Origin of the sequence: Paenibacillus sp. FSL K6-1330 (assembly GCF_037976825.1) — a bacterium.
Taxonomy (GTDB): Bacteria; Bacillota; Bacilli; order Paenibacillales; family Paenibacillaceae; genus Paenibacillus_AQ.
In genome coordinates this window covers 1,805,879-1,823,702 of the sequence record NZ_CP150269.1, presented here as the reverse complement: position 1 = coordinate 1,823,702, position 17,824 = coordinate 1,805,879, and the positions used below count along the sequence as shown (strand labels likewise).

Sequence of the window (17,824 nt, the reverse complement as noted above, 5' to 3'; positions counted from 1 at the left end):
ATTCTTCCAATGATTCTGATACTCCTAGATCCTATCCCGCTAAAGTCATTGGCATTAATATAACCCGAGCTCCTTGCCCCACACATTGATTCTATCTAAATAATGATCCAATAAATAAACCGACTTCAGATCTTCCACTCCCCAAATAAGCTGCTGGAGCAAGCTGCGTTCCAAAACGCGCTGCAAATAAGCCATTTTGTATAACGTAACCGGGTCCGTATCGAACCGGATTCCATATTTGAGCATTTCTGCGGCATACAAAGGCGCACAGCGCTCAATCACGGCATTTTCGTCACCTCTCCAGTCCTTTCGGTATGCAAAAAACACACCCATTAAATTAAACATATCGAACCAGCATGGTGAGAAACGTGCTCCTTCCCAATCGATAAATTTAATATTCCAGGTCTCTTCAGCTACATTGTGGCAGCCGATATTCGGAGTTTGAAGATCATTGTGAATGATACTTTTACCAGCCTGAAGAAGTTCGGGAAAATAAATAGGTCCCTTTTGTAACATGGTACGGACATTAGCGTAGCTAGACTCCAGTCTCTGCTTTAATTCAGGACGTTCCATTGCCTTATCCAGATATTCCATCGTTTTTTGATGGTTCTTCCGGCGTTCTTGCGTTGTGGTTTCGGAGTCGTAAAGCGGAAGCCATTCCTCGAATGTTTCCCAATGATTATAAAAATTGTCGTTATAGGTTAGTGCATGAAGCTTCGCCAACGAAGGGATAATCCGGTCGAAATAATCGGGTGTAAAGATAACCTGACCCTTTACTTGAGGGACGAACTCCATGAATACCCATACATCCTCACCATTCATACCTTCCACGATCAAATATATGGTAGGTATCAAATCCGGTAGAATACTGGTTGCTTTCCGGTACATGTTTAACTCGATTAATTTCTGTTCGTTCACAGGTGCTTTGAATATCTTTAAAATCATCGGATAATTTTGTCCGTTTGCCGTAATTTCGAGTTTCCAGATTGCACTCTTGAATGTTTCTTTCAAACATTCCATATTTCTGTCGTTTAAAACAACAGAAGATCCGAAATGGCTTGCCATCTGGTCAGCACATCGAAGCTCTCGCCATTTCAGACTGATATCGTTAAGAGGCGGGTTCACCAATAAGGCTTGTGCATCCTCAAGCCCTTTATTATATCCATCTTCTTTTCCCTTTCTAAATCCATCCGTACGACCTTGCTCGAATCCTTCCGAACTACCCATTTTTGTCATATCCGCGTTCCTCCACTCCGTATTCCTTTTATATCCTATGTGGAGGACCTCCGACATGACATTAAAAAAATGCGATTTAACATTCCACACACATGATTTAACATTCCTCGAATAATTGGATAACGATTAGCCAAGAATTTCTGCTGCGATTGTGAGATAGATTCATCAAAAACAACGCAAAACAACCCGCTGAACACGCGGGTTATCCGAGTAGTACTCAACTTAATATCCATTGGATCGAATAAGTACTAATAAAGTTCCAATTTTTTTCCTAAAACTTTGATTTTTTCTAAATACACCGGCAGTAGCTTCGCCTCTTTTTTACCGGTAACAGCCCAATTCAGCTGCAGATACAGCCCCTTCTCAAGTATTCGTTTTAGGAATGCCATCTGATACAGTTTGAATGGATCGGTTTTAAAGATAACTCCATGCCTTCTCATCTCATTCGAATATAACTGAACACAACGGCGGGTTATAAGCTCCTCCTGATCTTCCCACTCTCGGCGGTATGCCAAGAAAACCCCGATCAAATTGACGAGATCAAACCAGCACGGGGCATATTTTGCGCCTTCCCAATCAATAAACTTGATTTTCCACGATTTCTCCTTAACATTGTAGGCCGCTATGTTTGCAGTGTGAAGATCTCCGTGGATAATGCTGCAGCCTTCATGAACGACCTCCGGGAAATAATCTGGCCCTCTCTGCAGCAGACCCTTCACGAGCGAGTAATATGGATTTATCATTTCTTTTAAATGGTTGTTTTTCATCGCTTCATCTAAATAATACAAGGTTAACTTATTTATGCTTTTTCTTTCTTTTCTCATAACATTAGAGCTAAATTGAGGCAGCCAATCACCGAATAGTCGCTCATGTTGTTTAAAGCGTTCATTCATCGTAGAGGAGTGGAGCTTCGCTAACGTAGGAATGATTTTGTCAAAGTGATCCGGATTATACTGCACCCGCCCTTTAAGAGGTTCGATGTATTCCATGAACACCCACAAATCGCGTCCGTTTACATTTCTTTTGGTTTTATAAACTAGTGGCATGAACGGCTGAAGTACTTTTCTTCCTTTACGGTATATATTTTTCTCAACCGTGCTTTCCGGTCGGTCTTTTTCGAGCGGTTTCGAAATTTTAAGAATGATGGGAATGCGCTTTTGTTCATGTTTGATTTCAAGTTTCCATATACTGCTTTTGTATGAGTCTTTTAAACATTCCATTGTTTGATCATCTAATCTCACTTCGGTGCTAAAGAACTTGAATGATTTGGAAAACTCCATCTTACGCCATGTTTTTCGAATGAATCGCTTGTCTATTCTGCTGGTTGGACTCATTAGTCCTCACTCCATTTTTCGCTTTTAAACCATTGTATGTCGAACATAGAGATGCGCATCCATTCATTTGCCTAACAAACGGAGGTGTGCTGTGCTCGTTCTCCAATTGGCCACGGTAGATTCTTTAATAATTTTGATTCTATATAAGATGGAGCGTTCTTCAGCTCAAGTTACATAAAATGCCACCAGAGTCGTTATGGAGAGGCATCCGCCTGTCTGCCATCCTCATAACCTTTCGCAAATCCAGCTTTAAAGTCTTCCATGTAGGAATGATCATACCCATGGTCATGGACTTGAGATAAAGGCCGGGATCTGCCGACCCCAGGCCTGGAGCTGTAACGGCCACCGGCTCGATGGCGCTTGCCTTTCTTGCCATGACGGCGTTTACTGCCTGATGACTTCAGGCCACGCAGCCCCTTTGCGAATGATTTCTTCCGAGCCATTTCTGAAGTCTTTCGATGATTCCTAACGGATAATGCCATGTTCATGCCGAATCCTCCTGCAAGGTTCAGTTCGTAGCTTCTAACCCGGCCTCGTTGTAAGATAGCTGGCACTCGGATGTTATCCAGGGCGATGCCGGACTGCCTAATTTGTACCGATTTAACGGAATGCCTGTCAACATTTCAGCCATCACGGATTGATAGCCGACAAGCAGCCGAATATTCTCCGCGAGAGTGCGCGCGGTTGTTTCAGAATGTGCCGTAACCTCTGCGATACTTTCCAAAATACTTGCCAGCGCTTGCTGACTTCTAGCAATGGATGATACCATAGCAATCTTGGCTTCATGTTCCCGCTGTATGCGCGCGATCATGAGTCCGTGTCTCCGAAATCGAATGCATCAAATCCCATGGCGTCATCTTGTTCAGCTTCCGTTCCGAGGATAATTCGCAGATTCCGGCACAGACCGGAGCCTATTTTCGTCAAGCCCTCGATTTGCTCAACAATTTGCTCGTGAATGGATAACGAATCCTTCAACTCTCCCTTGGAACGAGGATATTGAGTCAGGACCCATTGACAAACCTTTTCGGCTTCTACCGCTTTCCCTTGAAGAATGAGATAGGTATTATATTGAATAGTAACGGATGCATCGAGAATCCGCATGAACGATTCCTCTTTACTCACATACATTCCCCCTTAACCAACGAAGTCGGATCCCATTATTCTTCACCTTGCTCGGTCGCTTTAAGCTCTTTCATTACGATTTCCAAACTGTCTGCCGATGTTTGTTGTAGGTCGGCCATGGCGTTCAAATAAGCAGTAATGCTGCTATTGACTTGTTCCACCTGGGATCCTGACGATCGGCTTCCTAATAATTGTCCCCCTAACGATGGTCCTTCTCGTGAATTTGGTTCTTCGGAGGTTTGGATTTCATGATTGGGTAATGAATGTATAATTTGAGCCATGCGGACTGCTGCATGACGCTGAGCTTCTAGAATGCGCGCTAACTGCCGCTGGGAGTGCGAAAGGTGTTCGACCATATCATCAATTTTTTTCTCCACGACATAACTCTCCTTCGCTCATCATATTTTTCAACATATGCTTCGACAAGCTTTCTGGTGCCATGAATAATGCCGTCTTTCGAATCAGGTGAATAGATCCTTAGCCTGCAGCATCGTTCTATATTGCTGTGGAACACGTCCTAACCATTCGCTTATGCTTTCCTGTAATGATGGACTCCCTTCATCTAGTCCTCCAACATCCGATAACAGCTCCGGGCGGAACAGAGCACAGCACGCATTTAACCGATTATGAGTATCCACTTCATCCCTAGGCAGTATGGGGGTTCCTGACTGTGCAAAACTCACACAAACCGTTTTGATAGCGGGGGCATGTTCCAGCTCATCCGTCAGACCGCCAATCCAGTTATCCATAACAGGTGTACAGCCATATAGAATAACTAACTTCTTCCCGTGTGCAGCACGAAGTGCCTTATTAAGAACAACCCCTATGCCTTGATCACTTCTCCCGACAATGTGTCGTACCGCTCCGATACGGCCGCGTACATATTGCCTTGTTCCTTCCGAGGATCCGGCATCAGCGATGAGCAGCTCATATGGATGCGGCGTTAAGGCTTCGATTCTTCTGATCTTGCCAATGGCATCTTCATTTGAATCATGAATGGGGATAATGATGCTGATGCCGTCAAATGAGCAATCTCCGTTATTTTGTCCGTGTTGAACGCCATAAGAATAGCCAACGATAAATCCATCCTTCCGTCCTTCAACCGGATCAGCTTTGGGAAGAGTCGCCGATAAAGATGTCCGTAAGCGAGCGCCTCGTCTCCTCATCGTAAAAAGTCCTTCATATAAATTCCGCCTCCCGTTTCTCATCACTGCATGAGGACCGAATAATCTTTTGGCAATTCATTTCTATTGTATGTTGACTTTCTCGCTCCGTGACGGCATCCGCAGGGACCATTCTATCCTCTAGACACATCATAATCTGTAATTATGTATACAACTTGATTGGAGCAGCATTACGCGAATACTGAGAGTAATACGGGGAACTCCTTAAAAATCACTTCCGCGGATGATTGGCACTTGAATCTCCGGGATGGCATCTTCAGCATGTTTACGATTTTGATCCTTCCTGCTTACTAAAAAGGATGGGTGGAATCTCGCTTCCCCCATCCTTCTACTCCCTTATGTTTCCATCCGGCCTATTGAAATCCAGTACAACCAGCCTTCTGAGATCAATGTACCTGCTGGTCGTGTAATTCCGATGGCCACCTCCTCATGCTGCCGTTTTCGAATGCCAGCTTGAAACACCGGATCACTGCACGATGCCACCACTACGTAATGTTCATCTTGATAAGAGGTCTGAAGCGGTACTGTAATCTCGATCGTTTCATGTTCATCAGTAAAGGTAAAGGGGATGGATCCAAACTGCTGAAGTAAAGGGATGTCAGGTATCCCATGAACCGGATTAAATGAAAGATGACTCGGTTGAACCGACTCAAGTGCTAGTTTGGAAGATATGATGGATTCGGATGACAAATGAATACTGTGTATGGCATAATCCTCAATCGCCTCACTTCTTACACTACGATGCTGCAGATGGGAAGCACCGATTACATCATCGGTCAACGCGTGATCCATCATACCCTTCTCTAAATCTGACCAGTTGGCGGAAGTTCCTCTGATGGCCATCTTCTTATAATAGCCATCGTACCGCCGAAAGGGCCTTCCCCTTCTTATCCTGGTGATCCTTCTGGCTTTGTTCACTGTCGGCTCTCTCCTCTGCTTCTAATCGTTACATTCATCCTATTCAAGAGATAGGGCTACTGCCACTGCCGGTTAGATGGTTTGCATCAGGTTAGCCCATCGTTCTGCTGTATGATCCCACCTGAAACGTTGACGTACCGTTTCACGACCGGCCATTCCGATTTGTGTACGCAGATTCTCGTCTTGAAGCAATCCGTTAATCCGTTCAGCGAGTCCGCCAGGAAAATCATCTCTTTGAACCAGATAACCCGTCACACCGTTCTCCACGATCTCCGGGATACCGCCTGCGTTCGCAGCGATGACAGGAACCCCAGCTGCCATTGCTTCAACATTTACGAGTCCAAAGGCCTCCCTCGGCGCTGAGGGGACAGCCACAATATCAGCAAGCGAGTACCAGTCTGCAATCGCTGGATAAGGGACAAAGGGTCGAAAGTATACCCAATGCAAATAAGGTCCGGCAGCTTTTTTCAGTTCCCGGACATAGGCGGTTTCCCGATCGGATCCGTAAGCTGCACTTCCGATAATAAGCAATAAAACCTCTGGGTGCTTGTCAATAATATGTGGCATTACGTCAATCAGATGGTGAACCCCTTTGTCAGGGATAAGCCGTCCCGCAAACAGGATGATACGACGTCCACTCCATCCGTATTGAGCAAGCTTTGCCTCTTTTAGGGCCTTGGCAGCAGGGCTGAATGCCGGAGTAAAATGATCAAGACTAACACCAAGATGATTAATCGTGATCTTCTCCAAAAGCCAAGCATGTCTTGAAGTAATATCCTCCAGCAGAAAACGGCTGTTTACTACAATGCCGTCCATCCAGCGGGCAATGTTCCCAAAGCGCTGCTCGCTCATATATGGTGGCATAATAAATGTATTGGAATGAAGATTAAGTACGACTTTCACATGCGGCAGATGCATTTTGAGGCGCTGGGCCAGCAGCGGCCGATTGTGAACTTCAATAATATCCGGTCTCCATTTCTGGAGTCTCCGCAGCAAGGAAGGATAATAATTCGTACCAGATGGCAGGCGGTAGCACGGAACGCCGTTAATCGCGTCTTTTGAAGGGAGCCCTTTTCCCAGCACTCCGAATATGCGCACATCCATGGTATCCTGTGCCAATGGAATGGTCTGCTCGACTACCCGCTCGACGGAGCTGCTCCTCCCCGATGGAATAACAAACGATCCCGGCGTCACAACCGCCACCTTCCGCAAACCCATAACTCCACATCCTTCTCACATCATATCTATATGAAAAACACCTGCTGATATATCAAAGGTATCAATCCCCTTGTACCAGTAGCGTTTCGTTGCCTTATTCAAAATAAACGCATACCTGTCATTTGTATGGTCTCATACCTTAACATATACCGGATCAGGGTCTATTGGTGACTATTATCCAGTAAAGAATAGGCCAACCACGGGCGACACCCGTCCATCCGGGACAATCTCCTGCATGCATACGATGTGGTACAAAGACTACATGATCTGTGGTAACAAGGAGGATGACCATGCATCTGGAATATGTCGGCATTCTACTCAACAACAATACGTATCGCAGAATTTCCAGCGGGGAAACCGGCACTGAATCACTAACCAATTATGAAGAAGCTGCTGCCGTGAACGGGTTGATTCCTTGTTTTTTTACCATTCATCATATTTCACTAGAGACTGGAAAGGTGACTGGTTATATTCCGGCTCCAGTTGGATATTCACGAGTGCATATCCCCCTCCCGCGCGTTGTTCATATGCGAGCTATTTATCATAAAAAACAGGAGCTGGCGCTGATTGATCAACTAATCAATCGCGGGATATTTATTTATAACGGGCGTACACGCTACGGTAAAAACGTCATACATCATATGTTGGAGCAGGACCAGGGGATATCACCATCCCTGCCTCATACGGTTAAAGCTACCCCCGCCTCGATTCACTCCATGCTTAGTCAGCACGGGGATCTCGTTTTAAAGCCATGCAATGGAAGCATCGGGGTTGGTATTATGCGATTGAAAGGTAACTCCCTACGCAGTCAATTCACTTACTCCCGCTCATTACCATCGGCCAAGGGGTGGAGAACGGTTACCCTGCCGCCCGGAAAGCTCCATCCCCTGATCTATCAGCGGATCAGGAAAGCTCCATTCCTTGTACAGCAGCGCATTCCGCTTGCCGAATATGATGACCGCCCCTTTGATATCAGAGTTACCGTTCAGCGCGGGGGAAGCGGGCGCTGGGAGGTCGCCGGCATGTTTGCAAAAACATCGGCCCCACGAACGTTTGTCTCCAACATTGCTCAAGGCGGCTCAGCCTATCGGGTACCGGACATACTATCCCGCTGTATGCCTGGTGTAGCTGTCGGGCCAACCATAGAACGAATCGCTGAGTTTTCCCTCCACATCGCCAAGACGCTGTCCTTGTTTATTCCGTTTGCCGCTGATTTTGGAATGGATATTGGCATTACAGAGGATGGAAAGCTCTATTTCATTGAATGCAATGGCTGCGATCAACGTTATGGTTTTTTGGAGGCTGGTATGGCTGATGCATGGAAATGCTCATACCACAATCCAATGGCCTTTGCCCGTTATCTGTATGATAACGGTGTCTGGCCTCATTATTGAATGACAAAAACCAGCTTCTCCCTAAAGATCAGGGAGAAGCTGGTTTTTCACGATTTTAATGAGGCACCTGGGATTTAAAATCTCCTTTACTGGATTTATCAGCATGATAAAATACGATATCCCCGTCCAGCAGAGAAAACCGCTTACCATACGGATCGTTATACGTGCGGCTGTACCCTTCAAGCTGCCATTGATTCATGAGTGGGGCATGAATGTATTGCAGATGGGGTTTGGCCGTATTGCCCTCTCGGATCGTCTCGATGTTGAAATTGACCACGATATACCCTTTTTTGAGAAAAATCGGGGATTTCTCGTCCAGTCGGTTCGTCCGTCCATAAGCGGCCAGGTCGGTTCCTTTCTTCACCACGTACACATCGGCAGGAAGACTGTATTCACCATACCAGCGCTGTACAGCCGCGTTGGCCCGCTCCGTATCAACGGAGGCAGGCAATCCTGACTTCGGGCCGATCAGTGTGCGTATTTCGAATGGTAGCAGCATCCAGTCGAGCCGCCCTACCCAGGTCTTGCCCTTGCTGATCTTCTCCAAGTACTGCTTCATGTAGGCTGCCGCGGACATTCCCGCCGGGGCTCCGCCGCGTTTATACAAATACGATGCGGTATCCTGCAGCTCGCCTTGCGGAACATTGCGCAGCCTGTCATTCAGAATGACATAACGCTTCTCCGTGTCCTGCGGGGAACCGATCCGAATGAACTTCCGGTTTCCGCTGTGGTAATACAGATCAACGGGCTGCCGTCCGCTGCCGTCTGGATTAACGAAATAAAAACTCGGTGTAATTGAAATGCCGTCTTGTACACCAAACATATTGCCCTTCGTCTTTAAATCGAATTTGAAGTGGTAGCCTGTCTTTACGGCCGCATTCTTATACCCCTGTGCCGGATGTTTGCCCGGTGCGATGGGAAGTGTGTACGGAAGCGAGTTCCCGCGTGCTCCACCGTCAATATCCCGAAGTCCTGTCCAATAGGACGCACCACTTGGTGTTGCATTCCCTTTTTGTTTGCGGAAGACCGTCTCCCAGTTATAATCGGCAATATCCGTGATATGGAAATCATATACGCGCCCGATCACTTCAACCGGTTCTATATCCGTAGCCACATGGTGAGCCAAATCCTGATTCGCGCTGGGCTGTGTCGTAAAGTCGGAAGGAGCGTTCTCCGCAATCGTACGGAAGTATACCTGATAATCGCCCTCATCCACCCATACCGGCAGGAAAAACTCCGTGTCCAGCTGAGCCGTCGGGATTGTGATCCAGGTGTCTTTGGGATAAAAGGTGCTCCTGTCGCTGCTGTAGACATCGAACGGAAAATAGACCTGCTTCGATCTTACATATTTCGCATAGTCTCGATCTCCGTATCCCTGGATATTCCGATGCTGACCCGAGGTAGGAATACGCACCGTAAACGGCCGATCCAAGATGAATGCAGACCGGTTTGGGTTCGGGGTCGTCTTCTGGTTGTGGGCCTGATCATCCGTCACCGAGGAATAATTGACTACCGGCGTATGGACGGTGACGGTGTTAATGGCATTGACCGGAAATGATTGATTAGACCCGCCATTAATGTTGCCGGGTATGAGATCATATTCAATCGTTCCTGTGCTCGTCGTATTCGCTTTATTCAATAACGTATTGCTAATGAGATAGTTTCTGCCGTATAGGACGTCTCTTTGAATCGTCGCAGCCGGAGGAATGATCCCTGGTGTTGGTGCCGTCCCTTGCGCCCAGCTGTCACTCATTACGGTAGATCCGTTAAACAGGACTCTATCGTTTTTCACTTGGTTTTGACCTACAGCCGACTCCGCTACGGATGTAAAATCCGTTGTCGGTACTGCTGGCCTGCTCGAACCGCCTGAAACGGTTTCCGTCCCTAAATCCACTTCTTCGCATGATGCAGGCTCCACATGATCGTCAACATTCGCGCTATGATCGGATGTAAGGACAGGAGGGGTGTAACCGGTTGGAGTAAGGCTCACCGAACCGCCAGGTAATGCATAATTGCTAACGGTTGTTTTGGCTAACTTATAAACCTCCAGGTTATCGATTTGCCAGTAGGAATACGGCCTCGTTATCGTAACTTGTTCTTCTACCTGAACCTCTTCTTCCATAGGTTCATCTGGCGTGCCGGGATCATCCGGACCCGAGCTTGGTTCACCCGGTATCGTCCAGGTGAGAATGTACGTCTTTTTGACGGGGACGGTGTAGGTGATGTCCCCCAACATGTTCGCCCATTGGTTCTTGTACAGATAATTGAGTCCAAACACATTGACGTACAGGGATTCCGAAGTCGGTATCCCGTCCAGAACATCAAACTTTTCAGAGTCTCGATCGTCCGCCTTAATTACGCCCGTTGCCACGGGGTCCATAACCGTATGTGATGAAACAGTTCCCTTTCTCGCAGCACCAATTTGGATTCCGCATGTATTGGGTAAGCCACCCGGATCTCCTCCACCGGTATTCCCGCAAGACGAGCCTGTCCCAACCTGAATCGAGGTATCGTCGGTTTCATCCAGTGCCTGGGCCGTATCCTTAAAATGAGCCGTAATCGTCGCTTGCCCTGTCGTTGCTACGGCTGTCACTACACCTGAAGCATTGATAGTCATGACACTGCTATCCGAGCTCCGCCAGGTCAACTTGTCGTGTCTTTGCAGATTGTATGTACTTCCGTCTACCTTCGTTAATTTCGCTGTGAGCTGAATGGTACCGGACGGTGGCACGCACGTCGCGCCTGTGATTTCTAAGCCTGATGTTCCATCTGCAAAGGTGGCTCGAAGGAGTTTGTCTTTGTACATATAAGTGTAAGAATCAAATGACACCCAAAACTTAGCAAAGTACCATACTTGCTTAGCTCCCGGATTTGCCCAGTATTTATTATAAGTGTCATTGTTAAAGGTTTGAGTATAATACATCCTTATACTATCAATTGAAGTAACATCTGCTATTTGACCTACTAAGGTGCTTGGATCAGTTGTCCCGGTAGATCCATGAACGTCAGGGACACGTGATGTGTTGTCAATTTTAGTATTTGAGGAACTGATATCATTTGTAGAAATAGCGTTATGTTTTATCCACGTTCCTTCCAGAGTATGCCCGGTTTCACTGATCAAAAAAGCAGTGGTGCGATTGATAGGTAAAGATAATTTATTATCGGTACAGCCAGGGTATTTGGGAAGTTGATGCCCTTGAATTGTTTCTTTTTCTACAAATCCATTACAGTTTTTATTATCCATGATAGTACCATTGGTACTTGATGCCTTCCATAACTGACCAAAATCATGACCTGCATCTGTTACTGACCATCTATCCCAGTAATATACGCCACCATAATTGGTATTATCTAAGGATGAAACCTTTAATCTTGTTCCACTAAGAGAATCCTTCCCAGCCCATGTCGTAGAACCAGCTGTGAATCCCTTGACTGATCTGATCGGGTTATTTGTACTTTTATTTATCCACTCTAGTTTTTTTATTATTTTTCCTGCAGGTGCGTTTACACTAATTCTTGTTGTCTCTAACTCCTTCTTTGATGAAAATAAAAGTCCGCTATATTCATAATCGTCAGAATTTGTTACAAAATCATACGTGATATTCTGAGTAGTTTCAGCAGCATCCACAGATTCAATTGGAGGAATGTGGATAGACACAATAGACAACAAAAGAAAAAAAACCGTTATTTTATTGATAGAGTTATTCTTAATCATGTTGAATTACCTATCGAATAAGCTTTGACTTAGATAGAGTACTCTGATAGATTGGAGCTCCCGCCGAGATTGTTTCTACCAAGACTCTTATGTTTCCATCTGTGCTAAATCCAGTTTTCGGGATGACTAGGCCATTAACATATCTTTTTGGATCTTTGGATTCAACAAGAGAAGCCATATTCAATAGCTCTCCAGTTGGTTGACCGTTATATCCCAAGATCGCTAGATTTAATTGATTAATTGGGTAGGACTTAGGTTTTTTATTTACCGGCAAATGTGACTTCAATACAATAACATAGGCTTGGAGATCATTGCTGAATACATTTTCTTTCGAACCAAACTTCCAAACCAGCTTCTCTTTACTCGGAAGAAGTTTACGATTTGGATCTTTTGGGTCGTTCCAATCAATAGCTATTAGTTCATCTACTTGCGCTACAACGGACCCATCCTGTGCTCCAAATCGTAACTTAGACATTTTCCATGAATCAATCCCGAAATTTTTATTATGATTATCCGGCCCATTAAAAATCTCTGGTGCCACCGAGAAAATATTTGTCTTATGCCAATACACTTCAGCCGCAGCTACCGCATATTTATCAACGGGGAGTTCCTTGCCGCTTTTTACCTGAAGCAAACGCTCTATAACCGCAATGGCTTGAGCCCTTGTCGTAGTGCCCGTAGGAGATATTACGCCAGGCGCGGTCCCCGATATGATGCCATCGTTGGATGCAAGATACATCCACTGCTTGTCTTCCACATTCTTATATCCCAGCGCTTTTACCGCTAGCTTAGCCATCTCTTCACGCGTCAGTCGTTCCGTCAAGTTACTGTTTCCGAAATCGCCGGCCTTATAAATTCCTGCCGATTCTGCGGCAGCCACGTAAGGAGCATACCAGGAACCTGAACTTAAGGAAGCCACCTCAATATCCAAAGCTGAAACCGCCATTTTCATAAATTCCGCTCGAGTTACCTGTTTGTTAGGCAGGAATCTTTTATCCGGATAACCATCGACATAACCTCGTTGTATTGCATCTTGAATAGCCGTCTGGGCCCAGTGGCCTTGAATATCCGTAAAATGGCTCGTCTTCGTCTCACGAGACTCCGCCATTTTGTCTGCGTTGCTCTCTTGCGCTGCCTCCACCGTGTTCAGATAGAAGCTTCCGACAAACAGGGACAATGCCGTAAATACACTGATCGAGATCTTCTTCATGAATATCCTCCTATACAAGTTGTGGAATAAAACCTATGCCATTGCTCCATATCTCCTTCCTACGCCCTTGCTTAGGGACATCTACCGCCGTCTCTCATAATTACACATCAATTACATTTTTGGATGGATGAGAGAAATTATAGTTATATTATCATATAATCATCTATTTTGGTATAATATTCCTATCCTGATTCTAATTCACTACTACATTCGCATCTCCACATGACCGTGGTTAATTCCTCATAAACTGATAAAAACCTCGACGATAGTCACATGAACATGTGTCCTTTCGTTCGAGGTTTAATTGTTACATGTAGTGGAACCGTTATAAACCGGTGGAGGATTCATCCCGGTCCCCGGCCTGAATTTCAGCTTTTTCCGCGCTTTGCTTATATACAGCAGCCAATACCTTCTCATAAGCGCTTTCAAATTCATCGGGCAGCATCGGCTTGATTTGTTCCAATATGGTCAACAGTTTAAATAGCGCCTGTACCTCCTCTTCCGTTAAACCAAGCGGGTACATTGCAAAATGCCCGATAAATGTGTAGCCTCGGCCTCGGCCTTGGTGTGTGATGGGAATATGCATGGCGCTGAGGGCATCCATATCCCGATAAATGGTTCTTTCGCTGGTTCCACAACGTTCGGCAAGCTCGCGAGCCAGTATACCTGGTCTTGCTTGTACAAGGGTAATGATTCTCATTAGTCGGATCAGTCGGTCTGTCATATGGCATTCTCCCTATCTTTCTAGTAAATTAGACATATTTTGTTTGACTGCTAAATAGTACATTCGACCCTGAAATCATTTTTCCTTTTTTATATACAGATTCTTCATTCCTAGTTAATTTTTAAGTCTAAAGTCCCTCTTCCTATTCGCATTTTCAGAAGATAATTGCCGATATGTATCCAGATACAAACCAATTAGTTGATAAAGGGTCTCTGCCTCCTTCAAATAATCCGCGTCTCGAAATCGAATTGCGTATAAAAGCATCTCATCTGCCTGTCTACGAATCATTTCTTCCCCTTGAGCCAGCTTTCCCCGTTCCAGCTTTCCTATAGCCTGCTCCAGAATGGAAGCATTCTGGTATAATTTGAGCACCTTCTCCACACGATAATCTGCCCTTCGGTATTTCAATGCCGTATGGTTGCTGAATTGAAGTGGAATCGTTCGGGACGGCTGCAAAACCACCTTCCGCTTCTGTACATCCATATATGTCCATAGAGCGGTAATAATGGGATACACCCCCGATTGCCTAGCTCCGACACTTAGCTCAAGAACCAACTGTTTGGATCTCCCTTCCGACAAAGAGCCTAAAGACAACGAAATGTTACGATCATTCAATATCTCACCTTGGCATCCATACATACGCTCCACTTGAACGCGTTCCCCTAATTGTAGGTGTAGCTGGACATCTTCAGCCATGCACTGATTAAAGCCATGGAACTGCGTTTTTTGCTTTAACACACCAGCCCTCCACTCGATCAGCAGAAAGACCTGACTAGTGCCCCCAGCGAATACATGGCTGTGGCTCCATGTAAAATCCGAAAACAAGCCAGACTGCAATACATCCACCTCTTTCCTCTTCTTCTATTAATGTACCAATACAGATGGACATCTTACTGTCATGGAACGTATGTTCCTATTATGAATTCGACAAAAAAAGACCACAGCCCTAGCAGCTGCGGTCTTTTAGATATGCAGATTTTTGTCAGATGTCGGCTAAGGAAGCCTTTTACTACCTTGAAATTGACTTATTCCTACAATAAAACGGTCTGTACAATCGCAAGGATTAAAACATAAATGCCTAAAGCAATCCCTATAAATTTAATCCATTGGCTTGATCCAATGCGGTACAATTCGATAACAGCTGCGCAGTTCGCTGCCAATCCCGTCATTAAAGCAAATACAAGGATGAGGGATGCCAGCTTTAACGACATGAAACTGATCAATCCACTTACGATAAGCGCCGCTCCGAATGGCAGCTGAAAAGAGCCGATCTTCGCAATGAATTCCTTTATGTCAAGCTTCTGCTTCGTAACCATATTGCCCGTAAACCAGAAGGAACCCAATAAAATAACGGTTGAGAACAACCCCATTAAAAGCGCCCTGCTCCCCATGCCGAAATTACTTAACACGGCCGACATCATGCCCAAGCCGGAATAGATAAGCTGCTTAAAGCCAAGGCCGAACAACCAAAAGCCGATGATACTGGAAGCCATCCCGATGAGACCGTAGATTAAACCAGTCTGATCTCCCCGCATGTTCAAAGCACTCATCGGATTTTTCAATAAGTTCTTCAGGACCTGCCCATCGACTTGAATGGTTGAGGCAGTCTTGGCATCTAAAGCTCCAAATGATGAGGACGCTGTACGCTCTGGTCCCGGCTCTGCCGCTGACGCCGTGTATTTCATAGAATTCGCTGCGATGTCGTCAACGCATTGATGTGCGACGTTTTCCGTTAATTTCTTGCCGCAATGTGTACAAAATGCCATTTCTTCAAAACCCCTTCTCACATATTATGGTTTATGTATATTGGTTCATGTTACAACCTAGTATAAAGGAAAATTGTATGAATTTGTAATGAAATCTTCCATGAATCGTCATATTTATTCAGACGAATTCTCTGTTTTTTAACACAAAAAAAACCGGAGGCGTTCTCCGGATTTTAGTGGCTGTGTTTTCATATAAAAGTCTATTAACCTATTTCTGCTGCCGAAACGGGCTTAGTATTCCCCATATGTCTTGGTATGCCTTGAATGGGAGCGTACGTTACTTTATCAATTAATAATCCGTTGCCCACGGGTTTTCCATTCACTGTAATCATAATTTTCTTCACGTTGTTATCTTTCATCATGATCAAAATCTCCTTTTATCTACTGTTCATTTATGATAATTCGTAGGGGATGGCTTGATAGGCGCTTACTTACATACATTACCCTTTACATGAGCAAGTTAAACAACTTGGCCTGCTAATAGATTCACTTCCACCGCAAATGTGGGTAATATATATTAATAGAAACCTGTCGGAATCTAATTCGTATTTACTATAAATAATCGAATGGTGGTGATCCTCTTGCATAAGCCGACAAAATCCAAGCTAATTCAACTTTCTCTCATCTTGCTGGTGGCGGGGATGGCGCTGCCGGCCGGTGGACGGACCGCCAACGCCAATTACTTTAACAATATGTATGATGATATCCAGCAGTTCTCCGGACTGCCCGATGAAATAAACCAGCTCAAGAACAACTATAACCAAGCCCTACAGGAACTTGATAAAGCCATGATCGCTTCCGAACGGCTGCAGCAGCAAAATCTAACCCTGGCGGAACAGAACTCCAATCTTGCGGAGCAGAACCAGCAATTAACCCAAATGGTAAGCCAGCTTCAGGAGGCTGAAGCCGCACGAAATCGCGGGGCGGAACGTTTAAAGACCGTGGCGATCACCGCCGTGGCATTGGCTGCCGGTTATTTTGTGATCATTCGCTTCCTGCGATTCGGCATGCGCCGAACGAACCGATCTAAATAGGACAAGCTCTGATCCAAATCCCCACCATTCAACCCAGGCAAAAGGAGGCGCGGCCATGATTATTCGAATGGAAGATGCAGCCGGCAGCGGAGCAGGACAAGCGGTCACGTTCTCCCTGACTGAGGACGACACAGCCCACGTCCTTCATCCTGAGCAAATCGTTGCCTATCGGGGTCCCTCCTCCGGACGCAGCGACCGTCTCATGAACGTAAAAGGCATATACCGCAAGAAAAAACTGATTCGTGCCGATATTACAGGGCCTAGTCAATTTACGGCTGCGCTCCCCCCAGGCTTCAATATGCATGAAATTCAGTTGGAAGGCGAACAGGACATGCTCTATGATTTTCGGCATGTTTTCTTTTATACTAAACATGTTACGATGCAGACACGAATCCTTAAGATCAAAAACATGCTGGTCACGCGAGACGCCATTAAGATGAAGTTTTCGGGAAACGGCAGTATCGGCATTTTGACCCAGGGTCCGGTATGCAAAGTCAAGCTGCATCCTACCGAGCCATTGTATGTGGACGCCGGGAGCATCATCGCCTATCCCGAAGCGGCCAAGCTGGACCTGACCGTATATGGCAATCATCTCGCCAGCCAGCATATGAACTATCACTGGAAGCTGACCGGTGACGGTTATGTGTTGTTTCAAGCAGGACGCCAGAATCAGCGGCTCGTGGACGAATTAAATGACGAGGGCATCATCAAGCGTTTTCTGCGGGAAGCAATTCCCTTTGGCGGAGTGTTTATCAAATAATCGGGCCGTGTTATAATGGAGGGCGTAATCAGACTGTATGCTGGATATAACACCCACTGCGGTCACAAGGACAAACAGAAGACAATCCATACGCCTGTCGCGGTGTGTGGGAGAGGTTCGTGAACTCCCTCTATAAAAAACTATCGTGTCTTATTCGGTGTTACACCCTAAGAATAAGGCTTGTTTTTTTACGGATTCAGTTCAATGAA

Annotated in this window: 18 protein-coding genes and 1 riboswitch; of the genes, 3 read left to right on the top strand and 15 right to left on the bottom strand. The window is 45.7% G+C overall.

Features of this window, described 5'->3' with window-relative positions; genetic code table 11:
* Positions 1-54: 54 nt before the first annotated feature.
* From NYE54_RS07890 to NYE54_RS07850, 9 genes are all read right to left on the bottom strand, one after another.
* Positions 55-1,236 carry a phosphotransferase gene (locus NYE54_RS07890; protein ID WP_339271341.1) on the bottom strand — a complete coding sequence of 394 codons (1,182 nt, stop codon included), beginning with the start codon at positions 1,234-1,236 and terminating at the stop codon, positions 55-57.
* A gap of 248 nt (positions 1,237-1,484) precedes the next feature.
* Positions 1,485-2,570, bottom strand: coding sequence for a phosphotransferase (locus NYE54_RS07885; protein ID WP_339271339.1), 1,086 nt, complete (start codon positions 2,568-2,570; stop codon positions 1,485-1,487).
* Between the two features lie 194 nt (positions 2,571-2,764).
* Complete coding sequence (locus NYE54_RS07880; protein ID WP_339271337.1) at positions 2,765-3,058, bottom strand: hypothetical protein; 294 nt, start codon at positions 3,056-3,058, stop codon at positions 2,765-2,767.
* A gap of 20 nt (positions 3,059-3,078) precedes the next feature.
* Complete coding sequence (locus tag NYE54_RS07875; protein ID WP_326095284.1) at positions 3,079-3,381, bottom strand: hypothetical protein; 303 nt, start codon at positions 3,379-3,381, stop codon at positions 3,079-3,081.
* Positions 3,378-3,698, bottom strand: a complete 321-nt coding sequence (locus NYE54_RS07870) for a hypothetical protein (RefSeq protein ID WP_244878965.1) — start codon at positions 3,696-3,698, stop codon at positions 3,378-3,380. Before NYE54_RS07870 ends, NYE54_RS07875 begins: the two co-directional genes overlap by 4 nt.
* Positions 3,699-3,727: 29 nt before the next feature.
* Positions 3,728-4,069, bottom strand: a complete 342-nt coding sequence (locus tag NYE54_RS07865) for a nucleoside-diphosphate sugar epimerase (RefSeq protein ID WP_083659676.1) — start codon at positions 4,067-4,069, stop codon at positions 3,728-3,730.
* Positions 4,070-4,153: 84 nt separating this feature from the next.
* Complete coding sequence (locus NYE54_RS07860; protein ID WP_339271331.1) at positions 4,154-4,858, bottom strand: glycosyltransferase family A protein; 705 nt, start codon at positions 4,856-4,858, stop codon at positions 4,154-4,156.
* Positions 4,859-5,212: 354 nt separating this feature from the next.
* The gene (locus NYE54_RS07855) at positions 5,213-5,794 is read right to left on the bottom strand and encodes a WIAG-tail domain (RefSeq protein WP_339271329.1); all 582 of its coding nucleotides are present in this window, start codon (positions 5,792-5,794) and stop codon (positions 5,213-5,215) included.
* Positions 5,795-5,866: 72 nt separating this feature from the next.
* On the bottom strand, positions 5,867-7,012 hold the full coding sequence (locus NYE54_RS07850; RefSeq protein ID WP_339271327.1) for a glycosyltransferase family 4 protein: 1,146 nt from the start codon (positions 7,010-7,012) through the stop codon (positions 5,867-5,869).
* A 290-nt stretch (positions 7,013-7,302) separates the two neighbouring features.
* Between NYE54_RS07850 and NYE54_RS07845 the strand changes: the two genes are divergently transcribed.
* Positions 7,303-8,406, top strand: coding sequence for a YheC/YheD family protein (locus tag NYE54_RS07845; protein ID WP_339271325.1), 1,104 nt, complete (start codon positions 7,303-7,305; stop codon positions 8,404-8,406).
* 55 nt (positions 8,407-8,461) lie between these two features.
* Here the strand turns inward: NYE54_RS07845 and NYE54_RS07840 are convergent, their stop codons facing one another.
* From NYE54_RS07840 to NYE54_RS07815, 6 genes are all read right to left on the bottom strand, one after another.
* Entirely contained in the window at positions 8,462-11,137 is a 2,676-nt protein-coding gene (locus NYE54_RS07840) for a DUF5704 domain-containing protein (protein ID WP_339271323.1), read from the bottom strand.
* Between the two features lie 994 nt (positions 11,138-12,131).
* Entirely contained in the window at positions 12,132-13,331 is a 1,200-nt protein-coding gene (locus NYE54_RS07835) for an S-layer homology domain-containing protein (protein ID WP_339271322.1), read from the bottom strand.
* 325 nt (positions 13,332-13,656) lie between these two features.
* Positions 13,657-14,055, bottom strand: coding sequence for an HTH domain-containing protein (locus NYE54_RS07830; RefSeq protein WP_076323038.1), 399 nt, complete (start codon positions 14,053-14,055; stop codon positions 13,657-13,659).
* A 114-nt stretch (positions 14,056-14,169) separates the two neighbouring features.
* Entirely contained in the window at positions 14,170-14,901 is a 732-nt protein-coding gene (locus tag NYE54_RS07825; RefSeq protein ID WP_339271319.1) for a hypothetical protein, read from the bottom strand.
* A gap of 185 nt (positions 14,902-15,086) precedes the next feature.
* On the bottom strand, positions 15,087-15,821 hold the full coding sequence (locus tag NYE54_RS07820) for a hypothetical protein (protein ID WP_339271317.1): 735 nt from the start codon (positions 15,819-15,821) through the stop codon (positions 15,087-15,089).
* 203 nt (positions 15,822-16,024) lie between these two features.
* Positions 16,025-16,183 carry a hypothetical protein gene (locus NYE54_RS07815; RefSeq protein ID WP_339271315.1) on the bottom strand — a complete coding sequence of 53 codons (159 nt, stop codon included), beginning with the start codon at positions 16,181-16,183 and terminating at the stop codon, positions 16,025-16,027.
* Between the two features lie 219 nt (positions 16,184-16,402).
* On the opposite strand from NYE54_RS07815, the gene NYE54_RS07810 reads away from it, so the two are divergent.
* Both NYE54_RS07810 and NYE54_RS07805 read left to right on the top strand, forming a co-directional pair.
* Positions 16,403-16,855, top strand: coding sequence for a hypothetical protein (locus tag NYE54_RS07810; RefSeq protein ID WP_339271313.1), 453 nt, complete (start codon positions 16,403-16,405; stop codon positions 16,853-16,855).
* 55 nt (positions 16,856-16,910) lie between these two features.
* Complete coding sequence (locus NYE54_RS07805) at positions 16,911-17,615, top strand: AIM24 family protein (RefSeq protein ID WP_339271311.1); 705 nt, start codon at positions 16,911-16,913, stop codon at positions 17,613-17,615.
* A gap of 111 nt (positions 17,616-17,726) precedes the next feature.
* A riboswitch (PreQ1 riboswitch) is annotated at positions 17,727-17,758 on the top strand.
* Positions 17,759-17,824: the final 66 nt, after the last annotated feature.

Excerpts from the sequence above, each read along its gene's own strand:
- NYE54_RS07890 (WP_339271341.1), bottom strand. The coding sequence starts at position 1,236 with ATGACAAAAATGGGTAGTTCGGAAGGATTCGAGCAAGGTCGTACGGAT.
- NYE54_RS07885 (WP_339271339.1), bottom strand. The coding sequence starts at position 2,570 with ATGAGTCCAACCAGCAGAATAGACAAGCGATTCATTCGAAAAACATGG.
- NYE54_RS07880 (WP_339271337.1), bottom strand. The coding sequence starts at position 3,058 with ATGAACATGGCATTATCCGTTAGGAATCATCGAAAGACTTCAGAAATG.
- NYE54_RS07875 (WP_326095284.1), bottom strand. The coding sequence starts at position 3,381 with ATGATCGCGCGCATACAGCGGGAACATGAAGCCAAGATTGCTATGGTA.
- NYE54_RS07870 (WP_244878965.1), bottom strand. The coding sequence starts at position 3,698 with ATGTATGTGAGTAAAGAGGAATCGTTCATGCGGATTCTCGATGCATCC.
- NYE54_RS07860 (WP_339271331.1), bottom strand. The coding sequence starts at position 4,858 with ATGAGGAGACGAGGCGCTCGCTTACGGACATCTTTATCGGCGACTCTT.
- NYE54_RS07850 (WP_339271327.1), bottom strand. The coding sequence starts at position 7,012 with ATGGGTTTGCGGAAGGTGGCGGTTGTGACGCCGGGATCGTTTGTTATT.
- NYE54_RS07845 (WP_339271325.1), top strand. The coding sequence starts at position 7,303 with ATGCATCTGGAATATGTCGGCATTCTACTCAACAACAATACGTATCGC.
- NYE54_RS07835 (WP_339271322.1), bottom strand. The coding sequence starts at position 13,331 with ATGAAGAAGATCTCGATCAGTGTATTTACGGCATTGTCCCTGTTTGTC.
- NYE54_RS07830 (WP_076323038.1), bottom strand. The coding sequence starts at position 14,055 with ATGACAGACCGACTGATCCGACTAATGAGAATCATTACCCTTGTACAA.
- NYE54_RS07820 (WP_339271317.1), bottom strand. The coding sequence starts at position 15,821 with ATGGCATTTTGTACACATTGCGGCAAGAAATTAACGGAAAACGTCGCA.
- NYE54_RS07815 (WP_339271315.1), bottom strand. The coding sequence starts at position 16,183 with ATGATGAAAGATAACAACGTGAAGAAAATTATGATTACAGTGAATGGA.
- NYE54_RS07805 (WP_339271311.1), top strand. The coding sequence starts at position 16,911 with ATGATTATTCGAATGGAAGATGCAGCCGGCAGCGGAGCAGGACAAGCG.